The sequence below is a fragment of the Leptospira wolbachii serovar Codice str. CDC genome (assembly GCF_000332515.2).
GTDB lineage: Bacteria > Spirochaetota > Leptospiria > Leptospirales > Leptospiraceae > Leptospira_A > Leptospira_A wolbachii.
Map to the genome: position 1 here is coordinate 777,806 of NZ_AOGZ02000014.1, position 16,786 is coordinate 794,591.

The window sequence follows — 16,786 nt, forward strand, 5'->3', positions numbered from 1 at the left end:
CTAAGCAGTTACTTCCAAACTTTCGTTACTACCCGTATAGTAATGCTCCACTAAATCCAAAATTTTCTTTGGTTCAGAAACCACGAGAGAACTTTTTTCTGATAAGGTTTCTGATTTATAAGCAATTACCTGGGCCTGTTCTGATAACCCAAGTAGGATATTAGAAATTTGTTTGGAAGCAAGATTTGCTTCTAATACCGATTGGTCGATTTGTCTGACTTGATCTTCTACTGATTCCAACTTTAACTTCACTCGCGTAGATTCTTGTAAATCGTGATACAAAGATGCAGACACCTTTTTTAAAATTGATTTCATTTCATAAAACAAATCGGAGACAGAAAAAATTTCTAAAGAGGCTTCTTGTACCTTTGTTGAAGTTTCTTTAATCACTGACAAGGTTTCGTCTACGTAAGTTTTTATTTCTTCGGCAGAGACCGCAATTTGTTCATTCAAACTCATCATCTCTTTTGCCACGATGGCAAACCCAGCCCCAACATGTCCTGCCCTAGCAGCTTCAATGGATGCGTTTAAAGAAAGTAAGTTGGTTCTATCAGCGATTTCTGTGATGATAGAAACTATATTTAAAATTTTACTAGAAGCATGTTTGATAGCATCCATACCTTCTAAAGAATCAGAAATCTTTTGTTTTCCTAAGTCTGCTTTTTCAGTGGATCTTATAGATATTTCATCCAGGCCTTTTAGAGCACTTTGTGTTCCGTTCAAGTTTTGGTTCACCGCATTCATATAGTCTTTCATGTCTGACATGATGATCGAATGGTTTGCTGTAATTTGTTTGATATTAGCGAGAGCCGAGGTCAGTTCTTCCATACAAGCAGCAGCCTCTTCACTTCCCGAAGCCATCGAATGTGTGGAGGTAAAAAAGTGGTTTGTGAGGTCTGTCAATTCTTCAGAAATTCGAATCGAAACATGAGTTGCCTTTTGGATTTGAGAAACAATCCCCCAAAGGTTAATACTCATACTTTTCATTGAGAGTAACATAATTTTTACTTCATCTTTGCTATCATTTTGAAGATGATCCGGGTATTGGAATCTTCCAGAAGAAACAGAAATGACCGATTCTGTTGCTTTTTGCAGTTTTTTGTTTTTCTTAGATAAAACTAACAAAAAAGAAGAAGCAATGACTGTTTGTAAAAGGAATAGAAGGCCACAATACAAAGGAGTTTCGGGAAAATGAAATGTAAAAAGAATCAAAAATGGCAAGGATATCATTAGGATTAGGAAAATATCAAGGTATTTGATGGTCCGAATGTTTTTGACAACCTTTCCTTTTTTCTTAAAAGTAAAGGAACGTTTCCCCATTTTTTGATACAACTTCTCGTAAAACTCTTTCTTATCCTCTGCTAATTTTTTCCGAACGGAAACATAACCGACCACCTTTCTTTCTTCATCGAGAATAGGTGTGATCGTAGCATCCACCCAATAGAAGTTTCCCGATTTTGCTCTATTTTTGACTGCCCCAGTCCAAGGAAGTCCCACCTTAATATAATCCCAAAGTTCTGCAAATACAACCTTGGGCATATCGGGGTGTCTTACTATATTATGCGGTTTGCCTATCATCTCTTCAGCACTGTATTCTGAAATTCGTGCAAAGTCGGGAGATACATAGGTAATCAATCCTTTCGCATCAGTGCGAGAGATAATGACATCCGATTCGGTAAGAATATTTTCAACTGAATTCACTTTTACATTTTTCAACTTTTTACCCCAAACTAGATGGTAGTTGTATCATCGAAGGAAATACCATACACTGTTTGTTAATGGTCTTTGGTATTTTTACCCGACTAACATATCGTAAGCTAGAAAGGTAGAAATTTGTAGCAACTCGGTTGTTCTTTTTTTACCAAAAGAGGGTCTTGATATTTGTCAATTAGGGATAAGGGAAACTACGAATCCAATATCGATTCTGTGTTTTCAGAAATTTTTCAAATTTTCTACCCATGGAACGGGTGTTTTACTGGAAATTGATAATGGAGAAAAAAAACTTCAATCAAATAAGAAGGGTACAAAGGAAAATAAGCACTCGTTATGTGCCAAAGAAAAAGGACTTCCTAGGTTTTGCGCTTCTTTATGATTCTTCAATTTTTTGATCTCTGTGGGGATTTTCTTATTTTTAGATAGATTGGCTAGTGTTGCAACATATTCATCCATAAAGGGACATTGGTTCGAATAGATAAAAGTAAATCCTTTCTTATGGGAACTCATGCCTGTTTTTGTTTGATCGATAAAGGATGGATCACCATATAGTTTTTTCCAACAATCGGTTTCCATGTTTTCTCAATGGGCATATATTCTATAAATACTTTCCCTCTCTCATCTAATCTTTTGAAAACAAGACCATCCGCGAAACGATCCGTATCCATTGTTTTTTGGATTCGGATCTTGCTTTATTTTTAAGATCGTTTCCAATCGCACAACAAATATGCTCCGTATCAATATTGTCTTTATCGATAGAAATGATCTTCATCGCAAAAATCTCCTAAACTAAAAATTGTTTTATTTGATTGGTTAATGAGAATACAATGCTCCGACGCAAGTCCCGCAAATATCAGAATCAGCGTTGGCAGATTTAGCAACAGCCACTCGGATTTTCTTAAGATCTAACCTTTGTGATGATTTTTCCATCGTATGTTTGGAAGAATCAAAACCACAGGGAAAGGATTTTACGCCTCCCTTTTCTACTTGGATATGTGCTAGTTCAACATTTTCAAAACGAATCAGTGTATACAAAATTTGTCCTCTTAGTCATTAGGAAATGGGAATTGGCTTGTTAGGTCAAGACCACAAAATAAAATATAGAAAAAAAAAATTCCCTATGTAGATTATGATCGAAAAGAATATTACTCCTTTAATTATTCGCAATTATCTGATGCATATCCTTCAACGGAAAAACATCTGACAAATAAGTAAAATTCATCTTTTATGACAGGATTCTTTAATCCTTTTTTACCTGGTGCTTTAGAAATTGCATCCCTAATTGCATTCTCAAGTTTTGGCAATGGTGGGAATAAAAGATAAGCACAACTTCTCCCATGAACCAAAACATCTTGGCTTCCTATCTCTTGTGGCTCTAAAATTATTTTCCTATATTCACCCCAACCAACGCAGGATAAGTGAACAAAAAAAATGGCTAAAAGTATTATTTTTTTAATCATAATTAATATTTACACACTGAAGTATTACATATCCAGGATAGTAGAAAATACTAACATTTTCAAATGTTTCTTTTTTTGATTTTATTTTTAATTCATCAAAAGCTTTTTCAATAATTCTAGGATAGACTAATGAACAAAACTCAAATTCATTTCTATTCATTTTGTTTATTTTTTCACTTGGCTCTATATAACCAATATTTTTTGCCATCTTCGTACAAGCTAAATTGGGAATCAGTAAGATAAATAATAATGAATATTTTAATCTCATAAAACTCATTTTAAACTAATTTTATCCTCCAATACAAGAACTTTTCATAAATTTAATAGAGATTAAAAAATAATATTATTTACAACTTAACCACTGTTTATATCTGTTCATCTAACAGTCACAAAAGTAGACCAACCATGAGAGAAATAACCAAGGGCCATTTTGGTGACAAAACCCAAGGAATACCAAACAAAAATCATACAAACCAAAACTACTGCCCTTTGAAAAAAGTGACTGAAGAAATTACAAACCGTGGGGTAAAATCGTTATGAGAAAGTATTTATTAATTTCTATATTCATTGTATTAATTTATTCTTGCTCAGGGTTAAGTAGACTATTAGACAATAGTGACAACAATACCGATCAGTATGTTGCTTTTGGCATATACGAATATCTTCTGTCTTCAGCTGGAATTTGCCCAACAGTTAATCTAACGCTAGATAAAGGAGTGAATTATCCTTTAACACTTTCGACAGAAAGTTCAGTTATCTTCAATATTTCCTCAGCTAACAATTTACCTCCTCCGAATCAGAACAGGGATTACTTACTGATTGTTTCAAAAGATTCATCAACAAATTTGGAATTCTCAACTCACAGACTATGCGATGCAAGTAATTCAAAAATAATTATAGAATCTCCTGAATCATCCACGCCAACTGAGTTACGATATCGGTTACAAATGAATGATGTGAGAACTCTAACGAATGCTTTTTATTTAAAACTACTCTCAGGAAGTGCATCGGTAACAATTCGGCAGGATTAACCATGAAAAATAGTTAATCAGGAAACAAAAGATTATCGTATATTTTTTAATACAAATTCATTCTATTTCAATTTATGCGCAATCTGCTGAATGTATAAGTAATCCTTTTAACAAAGATAAAACTTTTTAAACGTTTGTCTGGTGATTTATTAGAAGATTTAGTAGACACCCCATTGTATGGATATTTCGGATGGAATTTTACTTATCCAGCCAATCTTCAAATATCGATTGGAATGTTTAGAATTTTGCAGCTAGTCGATATAAAACATTAAGAGTATGCAATTAGTTTTGATAAACTTCTATTTCTTTTTACAAAAAAATCCTATAACTCCATCAACTCTTTACTCAACGATTGAAACTTGCGAAGTAACTCGGGATCTGTTTTACAATCGTTTATAAAGTCGGCTTCAAAGGATTCCACTAACAAACGTATGAAGGCAGTTAAGGTAGCATCATTCACTCCTCCACCAAATGATTTTGAAACGATGGGAAGATACCTAACGTGAGTAAGAAAAGTAGTGCAAATTGCATGAGAGAATGAAAGTGAATGCGAGAGTTAAGCCGAAGTTTAAGAATGATTTCATGACTCCGGATGTTTTGACATGACGCATAACCCACTGCAAGCGGATATCTTGGAAGTAATCTCAAATCGAAAAAACAAATTCCCCGCACAAGGGATAGAAGCGGAAATCCTTATCGCAGAAGGCGATAAGATTGGAGCAGATAGCCCGGTCCCTTTCTGTTAAGAAAGGGATGTGCCCCCAATTCCTTCTGCACGATAGTTTTCTTTATACTTCGCGTAGTTGTTTGCCGTGCGTGTGATGATCTCGCGGTCTTTGTCTGTGACGTCTCGGATGATTTTGGCGGGGCTACCCATAATGAGAACACCCGGCGGAATTTTCTTTCCTGGGGGAACGAGGGAACCGGCACCCACAAAGGACCATTCTCCGATCTCCACATCATCCATAAGCATAGCCCCCATCCCCACAAAACTATGGTCTTTCAAAACACAACCGTGAATGGTCGCATGATGGCCGATAGATACATAATCTCCAATGGTAACAGGGAACAGATCTCTTGCCACATGTACCAAAGTCATGTCTTGGATGTTGACATGTTTGCCAATGGTGATGGTATTTACGTCACCACGGAGTACACATTGGAACCAAATGGAAGACTCTTCGCCAATTGTGACTTTTCCAAGCACGTCGGCAGAGGGTGCCACCCAGGCCGTAGGGTGGAGGGAAGGAGTATGGCCTTGGAAAGAGCGGATCATTCTTCAAAGCAAAGGCGATCCAACTGAAACTCAAGGCCTTTTCGTTTTTTCCGCTTGCGTTTTTACCTTCAACTAAGTTACCGTAGTCTTAGATTCAAATGGGATCTCTCTCCTCAAAAACGCTATTTTTCTCTAAAAACCTGCTAAGGAACATTTCATGGCAATAGAAATCAAAGTCCCCGAGATGGGGGAATCCGTAACCGAAGCGACTATCAGTGCTTGGACCAAAAAAGAAGGCGATGCTGTAAAAGTAGACGAAGTGCTCGCCATTTTAGAAACAGACAAAGTCTCATTAGAAATTCCTGCTCCGACAAGTGGAGTCTTAAAATCCATCACCAAAAAGGTGGGAGACGTGGTTCATGTGCGCGATATCATCGGTGCCATTGAAGAAGGCGCTGTGGCAGCTGCCCCCGCAAATTCGGGCACACCAACTCCGAAAGCAGAAACTCCTGTAGCGCAACCTAACACGGGAAAAGTGAATGAGGAACTTCCTCCTGCGGCTCGCAAACTCATTGAAGAAAATAAGTTAGATGTTTCCAAAATCACAGGAACTGGTCGCAACGGACAAATTACTAAAGAAGATGTAATCCTCTTTATGGAAAAAGGTGGGGCATCCTCTTCGAAGGCATCCAGCCCAAGTCCCGAGATTCCAAAAGCGGTTGTTGTTTCTGCGAACAGTGGCCCAAGAGAAACTATCGTTCCTATGTCGAAGCTACGTCAAACGATCGCAAACCGACTCGTGCAAGCACAACATACAGCAGCCATCCTCACTACTTTTAACGAAGTGGATATGTCTCCCATTATGGAACTTCGTAATAAATACAAAGACAAGTTCAAAGAAACGCATGGTGTGGGTCTTGGGTTCATGTCACTCTTCACTAAGGCAGCGGTTGCGGCTCTCAAGGCTTATCCTGCCATCAATGCCGAAATCCGAGGAACAGACATCGTCTACAAAAACTTCTATGATATCGGAGTGGCTGTGGGTGGACCGAAAGGACTTGTGGTTCCCATCGTGCGTAACGCTGACCTACTTAGTTTTGCAGGTGTCGAACAAGAGATCGCAAGACTTGCCGGCAAAGTAAAAGATGGAAAAGTTTCCTTGGAAGACATGGAAGGCGGAACTTTCTCCATCTCCAACGGAGGGGTTTATGGTTCGATGATGTCGACACCAATCCTAAATCCTCCGCAATCTGGAATTCTCGGAATGCACAATATCGTCAAACGTGCGGTAGTTGTGAACGACCAAATTGTCATTCGCCCTATGATGTATTTAGCTCTTTCTTATGACCACAGAATTGTGGATGGAAAGGAAGCGGTCCAATTTCTCGTAAAAATCAAAGAAATGGTAGAGGATCCAACAAGACTCCTCTTTGAAGTGTAAGGATTATTTATGGAACAATATGATATCGTTGTCATTGGTGCGGGTCCCGGTGGTTATGTAGCCGCGGTTCGTGCCGCCCAACTTGGGAAAAAAGTAGCCATCATTGAAAAAAGAAAAACTCTCGGGGGGACTTGTCTCAACGTGGGTTGTATTCCTTCCAAAGCCCTTCTCGATTCTTCTGAAGAATACCACAAAACAAAACATAAATTAGCCGATCACGGAATCTCAGTCAAAGATGTAAAAATCGATATTGCAAAGATGATGGCCAGAAAAGACAAAGTGGTTACAGAAGTGACATCCGGTGTTGACTACCTGATGAAAAAAAACAAAATCACACGTTACCTAGGTCATGCGAGTTTTGTTTCTAAAACCGAAGTTTCAATCACTTCGGAAGATGGAAAAAAAGAATCCATTAGCGGAACGAATATCATCATTGCTTCCGGATCCACACCCATTGAAATTCCTCCCCTTCCTGTGGACGGAAAAAACATTGTAACTTCCGACCATGCCATTGGTTTTGATTCTGTACCCGAACACCTGATCATTGTTGGTGCAGGAGTGATTGGACTAGAGCTCGGATCTGTATGGTTACGCCTTGGTGCGAAAGTCACTGTGGTGGAACTTATGCCACGTCTTTTTGGAACCGCTGACCAAGCGATGGCAAGTCTTGCCGAACGCCTTCTTACTGGGCAAGGAATCAACTTCCTCTTTGAAACCAAAGTTCATGGTGCCAAAGTAAAGGGTAAAAAAGTAGAAGTCGAGATCGAAGGCAAAGATGGAAAAAAATCCATTCTCGAAGGAGATAAGGTTTTAGTTTCCATCGGTCGCCGACCGAACACGGACGGACTTGGTGCCAAAGAAATTGGAATCGAGATGACAGACCGTGGTCGCATCAAAGTAGAACTTAACAAATTCCAAACCAATATTCCTAACATCTATGCCATTGGGGACGTAGTCGACGGACCGATGTTAGCCCACAAAGCAGAGGATGAAGGGATTGCAGTAGCCGAACTCATTTGTGGTAAGTATGGCCATGTAAATTATAAAGCCATTCCTTGGATCGTCTACACTTGGCCGGAAGTGGCCTGGGTAGGTCTTGGCGAAGAAGAATTAAAAGCCAAAGGCATCGAATACAAAGTGGGCAAGTATATGTTCAAACCCAATGCTCGTGCCAAAGCCATGAACGAAACGGATGGACAAGTGAAAGTCTTAGCCGACAAAAAAACAGACAAACTTCTTGGAATTTATATCGTTGGGCCTCGCGCCTCAGATATGATCGCAGAAGCTGCGATTGCTTTTGAATTTGGTGCCAGTGCGGAAGACATCGCTCGTTCCACACATGCCCACCCCACTCTTTCCGAAGTCCTTCGGGAAGCAGCCATGGATGCCGACGCAAAATGGTCCATCCATTCATAGTAGAACCGTTGTTTTGTTGTTTTAGGGAGAGTATATGACAACCGACCAGATGATGAGTTTATACGGCGATAACGTCGTATTGTTGGAAGAGTATTACAAGTTATTTAAAGAAGATCCGTCCTCTTTAACCAAAGATTGGGTTTCTTTTTTCCAAGAATTGGAAAGGACATCCATTCCGAGTAATGGATCTGGTGGGAATGGGTTTAACGGGAACGGATATGTAAATTACGCATCCACCGAACACAGAAAAGACTCCTCACTCAGTGACTTTGGAATCATCAACCTACTCAATGCCTACCGAAGACAAGGCCATTTGGCGGCAAATTTAGATCCACTCGGGATCAACAAACCCAACCGCGAATTCATCGACCTCAAAATCAAAGCCCTAAAACAAAGTGACTTAGAAACAGAAGTAGATTCTGGAATTGCAAATTTAGGAAAAGCCAAACTAAAGGATGTGATCGATTGGTTTGAAAAAACCTACTGCGGATCGATTGGTTGTGAGCACTACTACCCTGTCAATGACGAGGAACGTGAGTGGTTACAAAACCGAATGGAACCGCTAGCGAACAACGAACCGATCAGTAAAAAGGTCGCCTTACGTTTGTTTGAGAAACTCTACCAAGCAGATAGTTTCGAAAACTTTCTCGCCAAAAAATTCGTAGGGAAAAAAAGATTTTCCCTGGAAGGGGGAGAAACCATGATCCCGATGCTTGACACTCTTGTTGAGGAAGCGGGTGGTCATAAAATGGATGCCCTTGTGATTGGTATGGCACACCGAGGACGTCTGAATGTTCTTGTGAACATCATCAGAAAACCTGCGGGCCTTATCTTTACTGAGTTTGAAGAAAAACTAAACCCAGGCCAACTGGGTTATGCAGATGTAAAATACCACCTTGGGTATTCCAACCATGTAATGACTCATTACGGGAAAGAAGTCAAACTCTCTCTTGCCTTCAACCCTTCCCACTTAGAAGCAGTGGATCCTGTAATTTTTGGATCAGTACGGGCCCGCCAAGAAATGGCAAAGGATACGGACCGTTCTAAATTTATGCCTGTGGCCATCCATGGAGATGCTGCCTTTGCAGGACAGGGAGTGGTTGCAGAAACTCTTAACATGATGAACCTAGATGGTTACACAGTGGGCGGAACTTTCCACATTGTGATCAATAACCAAATTGGATTTACTACTCTTCCGAGTGAATCCAGATCCACTTTGTATGCAACAGACCTTGCCAAAGGTTTCCAAGTTCCTATTTTTCACGTGAATGGTGATGATCCGGAAGCCACTTACCGAGTCACAAAACTGGCGTTAGAATACAGACAAAAATTCAAAAAAGATGTCATCATCGATCTTATTTGTTACAGAAGGCTTGGTCACAACGAAACCGACGAACCAACTTTCACGCAACCGCAGATGTATGATATCATCAAAAAACATCCCAAAACCATCAGTATTTATGAAGAGAAGTTGCTAAAAAGGGGAGATATCACTCCTGAAGAAATTCAATTCATTAAAGATGGAATCCAACAAGGGCTCGAAACTTCTTTCCAACAAGCCAAAGAAAAAGATACTCGCATCACAGTAGATACTCTTGGTGGAGTTTGGTCTAGATACACAAAAGAACCATTAGATTCTGATGTGCATACAGAGCTTCTCCAACAGCAGTTAGGTGGAATTGTTAAGGCAGTCACCACTCTTCCTGCAGGATATACTGCGAACCCAAAACACATTAAGGTTTTAGAAGATCGTAAAAAAATGGGTGCTGGGGAATTACCAATCGACTGGGGATTTGCAGAATCACTTTCTTTTGGTTCCATTTTGGAAAATGGATTTCCCATTCGCCTTGGCGGTCAAGATGCTCAGAGAGGAACTTTCTCGCATAGACATGCCACTCTTTCTGATATTGTGAACGGGAAAAAACTCACTCTCCTCAATCACATCAGCGACAAACAGGCAAAAATCGATATCGTAAACTCTTCTCTTTCCGAATACTCCTGTCTCGGATTCGAATATGGGTATTCTCTTGCTGATCCGAATAGCCTTGTGATGTGGGAAGCACAGTTTGGTGACTTTGCTAACAACGCACAGGTGATTTTTGACCAGTTCATTTCCAGTTCGGAAATCAAATGGCAAAGGATGTCAGGACTTGTTTGTTTACTCCCTCATGGGTATGAAGGACAAGGCCCTGAACACTCTTCGGCAAGATTAGAACGATTCCTACAACTCTGTGCTTTGGACAATATCCAAGTCGCAAACCTTACCACACCGGCGCAGTATTTCCATATCTTACGCCGCCAAATCTTACAAAGTTTTAGAAAACCTCTCATCATCATGACACCGAAGTCCCTACTTCGTTTGAAAGATGCGGCTTCTAGTTTGGAAGATATCACGACCGGTGCATTCCGAAAGATCCTTCCGGATCCTGTAGCAAAACCGGAGAAAGTAGAGAAGTTACTTTTCTGTTCCGGAAAAGTGTATTATGACCTACGTAAAGCCATCGATGCCCAAAAGTTAGAAAACGTGGCTGTAGTGCGAATCGAACAACTTTACCCATTCCCAGAAAACCATATCCAACAAATGATTACCAGTTACGGAAAATTGAAAAAGTTTGTTTGGGTTCAGGAAGAACCAAAAAACCAAGGAGCATGGTTCTTTGTTCGCGATCGGATTGAAGCAGTAATGCCGGAGAACAAACGTTTGCATTATGCAGGTCGTTCGGAGTTCCCAAGTCCTGCTTGTGGTCACGTGGTCACACACTTAAAAGAACAAGAAGATTTAGTCAAGGATGCCCTATCCTAAAGATAGATCATCCCACTACAAATTAAGATTGTTTTGAATGAGGCCTTGGGAGAAATCTCAAGGCTTTTTTCGTTACTAACAGACGTACAACCGCAAACACTGTATTGAATTTTACTATTGACATACCATCAAGCAGCCGTTACAATCTCTTCACCATGAAAATCGTTTCTAACTTTGGTTATCTCTTCTGCATGATATCCATTATTGGTGGATTCCCATTTCCAGTATATTCTCAAACCCCAACTCCCAGGCAAGAATATCCAATAGGCTTTTATCAAGGTGGGTTTTATTTGAACTTACAAGGTGGGGATACCGTTTATTCGGGTGGTAGCATTACCAAACGAGAAACATCTCTGCAGAACTCTTTAAAAAGCCAATCCCAAGTCGGAATATTACCGACAAAACTTCTGGGATCCGTGAATATTCCCCCAAGTTTACCGATCGCTGATGGAAAAATCGAAACAGGGAGAACAGGTCGAATTTCTTTTGAATACGGTGTCACTGACCATCTTGGCATTTCTATTTCCTATGCCACAACGACTGTGAAAGGGGAAAGATTGGAACAATTGATTTATGTAGATCGTACCAATTCAGCAGGTTATTCCCCATATCTCGAAGCAACTCCCACGAAATATACGTTATATTCTGATAAAGTTTATGGACTCGGCCTAAACTATCATTTCCTTTCAAAAAACAGATTTGATCCATTTGTTGGTTTGGAAGTTGGCTTTGTAAATTTCAATGCATCTTACCGAACCACAGGTTATTCCAATTTGTACCTTCAAAATTTAACCGCACCAGGGACAGGTGTGAGTGGGAGAGCCTCTGCAGGTATCAACTACTACCTAACACCTGAATTTGGGTTTATGATCGAAATTCACGGAATGAAACGAATGTTAAAATCCAATAGTTTTTCATCCGAATCTTTTGACCAAGTAGGATTTCAATTTGGAGTCATCTTCAACTTAGACAACATTAGTAAAGACCAAAGATGACCCGAACCTATCCCATACTACTTTTGTTAGTCTCGGCATTGTTAACCATCAATTGCCGATTAGGCTCCTTGTATCGGGAGGATAACTATCCTGGTAAATTAGGCAAGGCTGAAGGAAATGTTCAAGGAAAGGCATGTGCTTTCTCTTATTTGTTTTTAGTATCCACAGGAGATGCTAGTATCGAAGAAGCAAAACGAGTCTCCAAAATCACAAAAATTCGTTCTATCGATATCCAAGTTCATTCGATTTTAACTTTTTTTATCATCCGACATTGCCTTATCCTCACGGGAGAAATTGAATGATCAGATTTATACTTTTGCTACTATGTTTGTCTACTTCGTTTACCTGCTTTTATGGTGAAGTGTATAAACCTCTTCCGGGTATTTTGTATTCCAATGTTCATTTTGATGGAGACTTTGATCCAGAAAATAAAGTGAAGGTAGAAAAATCTGCCAATGGCTGTGTTCAACATTTCCTACGATTGTACTCATGGGGGAATGCGGGTGCTGGCAGCATTGCCAAAGAAAATGGAATTTCTAAGATTTCATACATTGACCATCACATCGTTGAATTTCTATTTATTTATGGGAAGTATTGTACCTATGTGCATGGCGAAAAAAGTCCTTAAACTAATTTCCACACTATCTATCTTGTTTATTTCAAATTGTATACCGGAGTACCGAGTTCCTTTTGTAGCACTTGTGATCAACGAAACTCATAGTTCTCGTGATGGTTCTCAAAATGGGAACCCTGGAATTGCGGGAAGTTTAGCAGAAGGTAGAGTATTAAAGGTGGGTAAGTCTTGTACAAACTCCTATCTCTATATCAATATGTATTATTTCAAACGGGGCGGAAATATCAGAGATGCTGCGGAAAAAGCAGATATCAAAAAAATATCCGCCGTGGAATTTACAAACAAAACATTATTAGGAATTGTAAATGAAGACTGCGTACAAGTCTGGGGTGAATGATTTTTTGGTTATGGACTCACCGCAGGGGCAGTCAAAGCTTCCAAAGATCCACTAAGTATTCCCTTGTTTGTAATCGCATCATAATCGAAGATATGTAGTTTGATCTCCGGCTCGGGAAGTTTTCTTCTTTTATTGATTTGTTTATCAGGATTTTTTCCCAAAATCAAAGTTAGGTGATTTCTTAAAGAGTTGTAAACCAACTTTCGGAAATGGAATCCTACTGGTAGAACGGTTTCCAGTCCGCTAGTCTCTGGATCAAAAAGATAAACCAATTTATGGTCTTTATAGTTTAGAACTCCATCTAAATTGCTATCTTCTGTAACGGCTAAGATGATGATTTTTTTTTCCAAAGCAAGGACATCTTCTTTGGGATCATCAATAGTATTGGAAACAGATTTTTTAGCAAAATCTCCAGCAAAAAAATCCCAGATATACACGTCGTGAGGAAAGAGTTTTTGTACCTTTCCATCTTTTAAATTGATAGAGTATAAATTCCTAGCATGTGAAAGAATTCCATCTGGGCCAAATCCACCCGATTCAGTAACAAGGCCATGAGGATAGATGAAATATTGTTTCCAATAAATTTTCCCATTCCCATCTTCTAAATCTAAACTATCGGTAGGTTCGGGGCTATTGTCCTTTTCTTTAGACTCAGGAGTCTCTACTGTGACTTCATACCCATCATCATAGAGGCGCCAACTTTTAGATAAACTAAAAGTAAGCACCGCTAATATGAGTAAAAAGAATAGAAATACTCCGACTCTAAACTTTTCCATTATTTGGTCGCGTTATACGCCTTTATGGCACTAAACACTTCATCCAACTCAGAATCTGTCATATAAGCAAAGAGTGGAAAGTTCAGGACAGATTTAGAGATCCTACGAGCATTGCCATCCTTTCCAAATCTTTCGATTAGATATGGTTTCGCACCCGGTTGGTCGGACATGGCTCCTGGATAAATATTTCCAAATCCAATTCCTTTGTCTTTGAGAACTGCTTCGATTTTGGGACGCACTTCTGGATCCACCAAAGTCACGTTACAGTAACCATTTTCCTCATAACCTTTCGGCGGTTGGATCACACCAATTCCAAGACCTGGAAGTTCTTTGTAGTATACGTTTTGTGATTTTTTACGAGAATCAATTCGTGTTTGCAGGTGTTTTAAAGACAAATTGAGGAATGCTGCTTGCAGCGAATCAAGTCTTGAGTTCCAACCTACAAGTCCATGTTCGTAGTGGGATGTTCTTCCATGGTTGACTAAACGGCGAGTCACAACAGATAACTCTTCATCGTTTGTAAACACAGCACCCCCATCACCAGCTGCACCTAACACCTTCGCCGGGTAGAAGGAAGTGGTAGAAATTAATGCGTCTTTGTAAAGTGACTTTCCATCGAACTTCACTCCAAAACACTGTGCTCCATCTTCAATAAGAGCTACGTTCTTTTCTTTGCAAAATTTACGAAGTTCTTCAATCTCTGAGGTTCCCCAACCATACAAATGGACAACAAGAGCAGCCTTTGGTTTTACTTTTTCTACGGCTTCTTGGAAAACTTGGAAGTCCATTTGTAAATCATCTGGATTTGTATCAATGGTGTAAGGATCCCCACCCACATTCACAACAGCTTCAAAGGTTGCCCAAAAAGTTGAGTCAGGTAACAAAACTTTATCACCACGACCCACGCCCACAGCACGAAGAGCAAGTTGCAATGCATCTGTTCCATTAGCACAACCAATGGCATATTTTGTTTCCGCCCAAGTGGCAAGCCCTGCTTCTAAATCAGAAACTTCGTTTCCGCCGATAAACTGTGCGTTTAGTGACATGGACTTTACTTTTTCATTCCAGGTGTCCAAAAATCCTGGTTCAAATCGTTTGATATCTATAAATGGAACTGCCATTGTATGCCCTTTCTAATTACTTATTTGTGAATATTTGATGAAGCCAACCATTGAACTCTTTGGAATACATGGTCCAAAGAAAAAATAATGCCCAATACAGAACTGTCCCATAAGCAAGTGCAGGGATCAAGGTTTTACTTAAGTTATTGGATGCAGAATAATAAATTCGAATGAGAACGAGAGGCCATAAAAAGAATAAAAATACATAGATCGAATTTCCCATAGCGGAGATCCAAAGGAGGGCTTCTGCTTTTGGATTTTCTTTCCAACGGGCCACCCCTTCCCAAAATTCCGGGAAGAATTGAACCAGATAAAAACAAAATACAAGAAAGAAAAAAAACTTCCAGTGTGGCTCCAAATCTCTTCGGAAGAGAGTAAGAAGCAGGCCCACAAACCAAATGAATAAAACAGGAAAGGCAACGGTTTCCAATAGTGTCATGAATTTATTTTTCTTTCGTCTCCGTTCAGTCGTTCTAAACAGGAAATGAGTCCTGTGGGATCTGCGACCCCTTTTCCAGCGATGTCAAAGGCTGTCCCATGGTCCGGGGAAAGCCGCGTAAAATTCAGTCCTAAGGTTATGTTGACTCCCTTCTTCCCTTCAAGCAATTTAAATGGAATGAGTCCTTGGTCGTGGTACCCCGCCAAATACAAATCGTACGGTTTGGCTCCTGGCAAAAAAGCAGAATCTGCAGAAAGGGGCCCTTCCACCGAAAACTTTGCTTTTCGTAAAACCTTAACGCCGCCAGCCAAAATGGTCGATTCTTCGTCCCCAATCTTTCCACCTTCCCCCGCATGAGGATTTAGTCCTAAATAAGCAATTTTTGGATTTTTTAAAAACTGCGAACGTGCGAGAGCTTTGGAAAGTTCGCTCCAAGAAAAACGTTTCAATTCTTTCACCACGTCTTTTAGGGGAACATGGGTGGTTAAGGGAATTACGTTTAATTTCTCACCGGACATCATCATAAACGTAGGTCGTTTGTAATATTCGGCTAGGGTTTCTGTATGGCCCCGAAACCCTTTGACGCCGGCTTTCCCGACCCACTCCTTCGAAAGAGGAAGGGTGATAAGATCGGCCCCTAATTCCGTTTGCCAGTCCATCGCGGCAAGAAGGGAATCGTAGGCCATTCTACCAGAGGTAACGGAAGGTTTACCTAGTGTGAAGTTACGTGATTTTTTAGAATCCGACCAAGGGAGAGAATAGAATCCGGGGGCAGCACTCGGTTTGGTTAGGATTGGTAGCGAGGGGACCGTGAGATTGTGGGGGCCACGGATAAGATAGATCCGGTGGCGTTTCCCTAAGGATAACAACAATGGGAAGGCGGAAACCAAAAGTTCGTAGTTGATACTTGTGGGATCGCCTTCCGAAATCAGAATGGTTTTCAATTATTCTTTTGCGTTTGGTTGTTTCCCAAAAATTTTCTCAACACTTAAAGAATCTTTGGAGTATTCCAATTCGATTAAGTCTTTTGCACTGTGTTTGAGGTCGTTGGAAATCATACAACGTCCTTCCAGGATCACACCATTTTGGATGATGAGTTCCGGAGTTTTGATATCGCCAAGGATTTTCGAAGTAGGAAGCAGCATCACGCGGTTTCTTGCAGTTACGTTTCCCGCCACAATTCCTTCTACGATGACACTGGCAGCCGTGATGTTGGTTTTGACCTTTCCGGTAACACCAATGTAGAGGTGTTCGGCTTGGAGGGATTTTCCCTCGAATTTACCGTCAATTTTTAAGGATCCATTGATAAAGAATTTACCGTTGAAGTAAGAATTCTCACCAATAGTTGAATTGGTAACTTCGGTCTGATTTTTGACTAATGCCATGCTGTTACGGGTCCGTGAA

Annotated in this window: 20 protein-coding genes; 7 read left to right on the forward strand and 13 right to left on the reverse strand. The window is 40.1% G+C overall.

Translation table 11 applies throughout. The features are described 5' to 3' along the window. The 8 genes from LEP1GSC195_RS09100 to LEP1GSC195_RS09125 all read right to left on the reverse strand — a co-directional run bounded on the left by LEP1GSC195_RS09100 (position 1) and on the right by LEP1GSC195_RS09125 (position 5,480). Positions 1–1,701 (reverse strand): methyl-accepting chemotaxis protein, encoded by a 1,701-nt coding sequence (locus LEP1GSC195_RS09100; protein ID WP_232227749.1) that lies wholly within the window; start codon positions 1,699–1,701, stop codon positions 1–3. Between the two features lie 303 nt (positions 1,702–2,004). Next, positions 2,005–2,289, reverse strand: coding sequence for a hypothetical protein (locus LEP1GSC195_RS09105; protein WP_040506602.1), 285 nt, complete (start codon positions 2,287–2,289; stop codon positions 2,005–2,007). A 46-nt stretch (positions 2,290–2,335) separates the two neighbouring features. Further along, positions 2,336–2,485, reverse strand: coding sequence for a hypothetical protein (locus LEP1GSC195_RS19715; protein ID WP_015681241.1), 150 nt, complete (start codon positions 2,483–2,485; stop codon positions 2,336–2,338). Positions 2,486–2,526: 41 nt separating this feature from the next. Beyond that, entirely contained in the window at positions 2,527–2,748 is a 222-nt protein-coding gene (locus LEP1GSC195_RS09110) for a hypothetical protein (RefSeq protein WP_015681764.1), read from the reverse strand. 122 nt (positions 2,749–2,870) lie between these two features. Next, positions 2,871–3,173 carry a hypothetical protein gene (locus LEP1GSC195_RS09115; protein WP_015682258.1) on the reverse strand — a complete coding sequence of 101 codons (303 nt, stop codon included), beginning with the start codon at positions 3,171–3,173 and terminating at the stop codon, positions 2,871–2,873. Continuing rightward, positions 3,166–3,381, reverse strand: coding sequence for a hypothetical protein (locus LEP1GSC195_RS09120; RefSeq protein WP_156827648.1), 216 nt, complete (start codon positions 3,379–3,381; stop codon positions 3,166–3,168). The genes LEP1GSC195_RS09115 and LEP1GSC195_RS09120 overlap by 8 nt, the downstream gene beginning before the upstream one ends. 1,145 nt (positions 3,382–4,526) lie before the next feature. Further along, entirely contained in the window at positions 4,527–4,664 is a 138-nt protein-coding gene (locus tag LEP1GSC195_RS19725) for a hypothetical protein (RefSeq protein WP_015681105.1), read from the reverse strand. Positions 4,665–4,946: 282 nt separating this feature from the next. After that, positions 4,947–5,480: a gamma carbonic anhydrase family protein gene (locus LEP1GSC195_RS09125; RefSeq protein ID WP_015681936.1), complete on the reverse strand. Its 534-nt coding sequence runs from the start codon at positions 5,478–5,480 to the stop codon at positions 4,947–4,949. Positions 5,481–5,637: 157 nt separating this feature from the next. Here LEP1GSC195_RS09125 and odhB point away from each other — a divergent pair, with 157 nt between their 5' ends. From odhB to LEP1GSC195_RS09160, 7 genes are all read left to right on the forward strand, one after another. Next, positions 5,638–6,861 (forward strand): 2-oxoglutarate dehydrogenase complex dihydrolipoyllysine-residue succinyltransferase, encoded by a 1,224-nt coding sequence (odhB, locus tag LEP1GSC195_RS09130; RefSeq protein WP_015681492.1) that lies wholly within the window; start codon positions 5,638–5,640, stop codon positions 6,859–6,861. A 9-nt stretch (positions 6,862–6,870) separates the two neighbouring features. Next, positions 6,871–8,277, forward strand: coding sequence for a dihydrolipoyl dehydrogenase (gene lpdA / locus LEP1GSC195_RS09135; protein ID WP_015681431.1), 1,407 nt, complete (start codon positions 6,871–6,873; stop codon positions 8,275–8,277). Positions 8,278–8,311: 34 nt separating this feature from the next. Continuing rightward, positions 8,312–11,080: a 2-oxoglutarate dehydrogenase E1 component gene (locus LEP1GSC195_RS09140; protein ID WP_015681945.1), complete on the forward strand. Its 2,769-nt coding sequence runs from the start codon at positions 8,312–8,314 to the stop codon at positions 11,078–11,080. 155 nt (positions 11,081–11,235) lie between these two features. Continuing rightward, positions 11,236–12,075 carry a hypothetical protein gene (locus LEP1GSC195_RS09145; protein ID WP_040506604.1) on the forward strand — a complete coding sequence of 280 codons (840 nt, stop codon included), beginning with the start codon at positions 11,236–11,238 and terminating at the stop codon, positions 12,073–12,075. Then, a complete protein-coding gene (locus LEP1GSC195_RS09150; RefSeq protein WP_040506606.1) occupies positions 12,072–12,377 on the forward strand; it encodes a TRL-like family protein in 306 nt (101 codons plus the stop codon). The genes LEP1GSC195_RS09145 and LEP1GSC195_RS09150 overlap by 4 nt, the downstream gene beginning before the upstream one ends. Next, positions 12,374–12,703: a TRL-like family protein gene (locus tag LEP1GSC195_RS09155; RefSeq protein ID WP_015680643.1), complete on the forward strand. Its 330-nt coding sequence runs from the start codon at positions 12,374–12,376 to the stop codon at positions 12,701–12,703. Before LEP1GSC195_RS09150 ends, LEP1GSC195_RS09155 begins: the two co-directional genes overlap by 4 nt. Continuing rightward, positions 12,684–13,046, forward strand: a complete 363-nt coding sequence (locus LEP1GSC195_RS09160) for a TRL-like family protein (RefSeq protein WP_232227750.1) — start codon at positions 12,684–12,686, stop codon at positions 13,044–13,046. The genes LEP1GSC195_RS09155 and LEP1GSC195_RS09160 overlap by 20 nt, the downstream gene beginning before the upstream one ends. A gap of 8 nt (positions 13,047–13,054) precedes the next feature. Here LEP1GSC195_RS09160 and LEP1GSC195_RS09165 read toward each other — a convergent pair whose 3' ends face one another. Genes LEP1GSC195_RS09165 through LEP1GSC195_RS09185 form a run of 5 tightly spaced genes read right to left on the reverse strand, consistent with a single transcriptional unit; the run spans position 13,055 to position 16,767 of the window. Next, positions 13,055–13,822, reverse strand: coding sequence for a hypothetical protein (locus LEP1GSC195_RS09165; RefSeq protein WP_015682411.1), 768 nt, complete (start codon positions 13,820–13,822; stop codon positions 13,055–13,057). Next, positions 13,822–14,943, reverse strand: coding sequence for a DegT/DnrJ/EryC1/StrS aminotransferase family protein (locus LEP1GSC195_RS09170; RefSeq protein ID WP_015680741.1), 1,122 nt, complete (start codon positions 14,941–14,943; stop codon positions 13,822–13,824). Before LEP1GSC195_RS09170 ends, LEP1GSC195_RS09165 begins: the two co-directional genes overlap by 1 nt. Positions 14,944–14,959: 16 nt before the next feature. Next, entirely contained in the window at positions 14,960–15,382 is a 423-nt protein-coding gene (locus tag LEP1GSC195_RS09175; protein WP_015681181.1) for a hypothetical protein, read from the reverse strand. Next, entirely contained in the window at positions 15,379–16,326 is a 948-nt protein-coding gene (locus LEP1GSC195_RS09180) for a PdxA family dehydrogenase (protein WP_015681587.1), read from the reverse strand. Before LEP1GSC195_RS09180 ends, LEP1GSC195_RS09175 begins: the two co-directional genes overlap by 4 nt. Beyond that, complete coding sequence (locus LEP1GSC195_RS09185; protein WP_002989231.1) at positions 16,327–16,767, reverse strand: bactofilin family protein; 441 nt, start codon at positions 16,765–16,767, stop codon at positions 16,327–16,329. It abuts the gene before it with no gap. Between the last annotated feature and the right edge of the window lie 19 nt (positions 16,768–16,786).

Excerpts from the sequence above, each read along its gene's own strand:
- LEP1GSC195_RS09105 (WP_040506602.1), bottom strand. The coding sequence starts at position 2,289 with ATGGAAACCGATTGTTGGAAAAAACTATATGGTGATCCATCCTTTATC.
- LEP1GSC195_RS09125 (WP_015681936.1), bottom strand. The coding sequence starts at position 5,480 with ATGATCCGCTCTTTCCAAGGCCATACTCCTTCCCTCCACCCTACGGCC.
- LEP1GSC195_RS09185 (WP_002989231.1), bottom strand. The coding sequence starts at position 16,767 with ATGGCATTAGTCAAAAATCAGACCGAAGTTACCAATTCAACTATTGGT.
- LEP1GSC195_RS09175 (WP_015681181.1), bottom strand. The coding sequence starts at position 15,382 with ATGACACTATTGGAAACCGTTGCCTTTCCTGTTTTATTCATTTGGTTT.
- LEP1GSC195_RS09145 (WP_040506604.1), top strand. The coding sequence starts at position 11,236 with ATGAAAATCGTTTCTAACTTTGGTTATCTCTTCTGCATGATATCCATT.
- LEP1GSC195_RS09160 (WP_232227750.1), top strand. The coding sequence starts at position 12,684 with ATGGCGAAAAAAGTCCTTAAACTAATTTCCACACTATCTATCTTGTTT.
- LEP1GSC195_RS09165 (WP_015682411.1), bottom strand. The coding sequence starts at position 13,822 with ATGGAAAAGTTTAGAGTCGGAGTATTTCTATTCTTTTTACTCATATTA.
- lpdA (WP_015681431.1), top strand. The coding sequence starts at position 6,871 with ATGGAACAATATGATATCGTTGTCATTGGTGCGGGTCCCGGTGGTTAT.
- LEP1GSC195_RS09155 (WP_015680643.1), top strand. The coding sequence starts at position 12,374 with ATGATCAGATTTATACTTTTGCTACTATGTTTGTCTACTTCGTTTACC.
- LEP1GSC195_RS09120 (WP_156827648.1), bottom strand. The coding sequence starts at position 3,381 with ATGGCAAAAAATATTGGTTATATAGAGCCAAGTGAAAAAATAAACAAA.
- odhB (WP_015681492.1), top strand. The coding sequence starts at position 5,638 with ATGGCAATAGAAATCAAAGTCCCCGAGATGGGGGAATCCGTAACCGAA.
- LEP1GSC195_RS09115 (WP_015682258.1), bottom strand. The coding sequence starts at position 3,173 with ATGATTAAAAAAATAATACTTTTAGCCATTTTTTTTGTTCACTTATCC.
- LEP1GSC195_RS09140 (WP_015681945.1), top strand. The coding sequence starts at position 8,312 with ATGACAACCGACCAGATGATGAGTTTATACGGCGATAACGTCGTATTG.
- LEP1GSC195_RS09150 (WP_040506606.1), top strand. The coding sequence starts at position 12,072 with ATGACCCGAACCTATCCCATACTACTTTTGTTAGTCTCGGCATTGTTA.
- LEP1GSC195_RS19715 (WP_015681241.1), bottom strand. The coding sequence starts at position 2,485 with ATGAAGATCATTTCTATCGATAAAGACAATATTGATACGGAGCATATT.
- LEP1GSC195_RS09170 (WP_015680741.1), bottom strand. The coding sequence starts at position 14,943 with ATGGCAGTTCCATTTATAGATATCAAACGATTTGAACCAGGATTTTTG.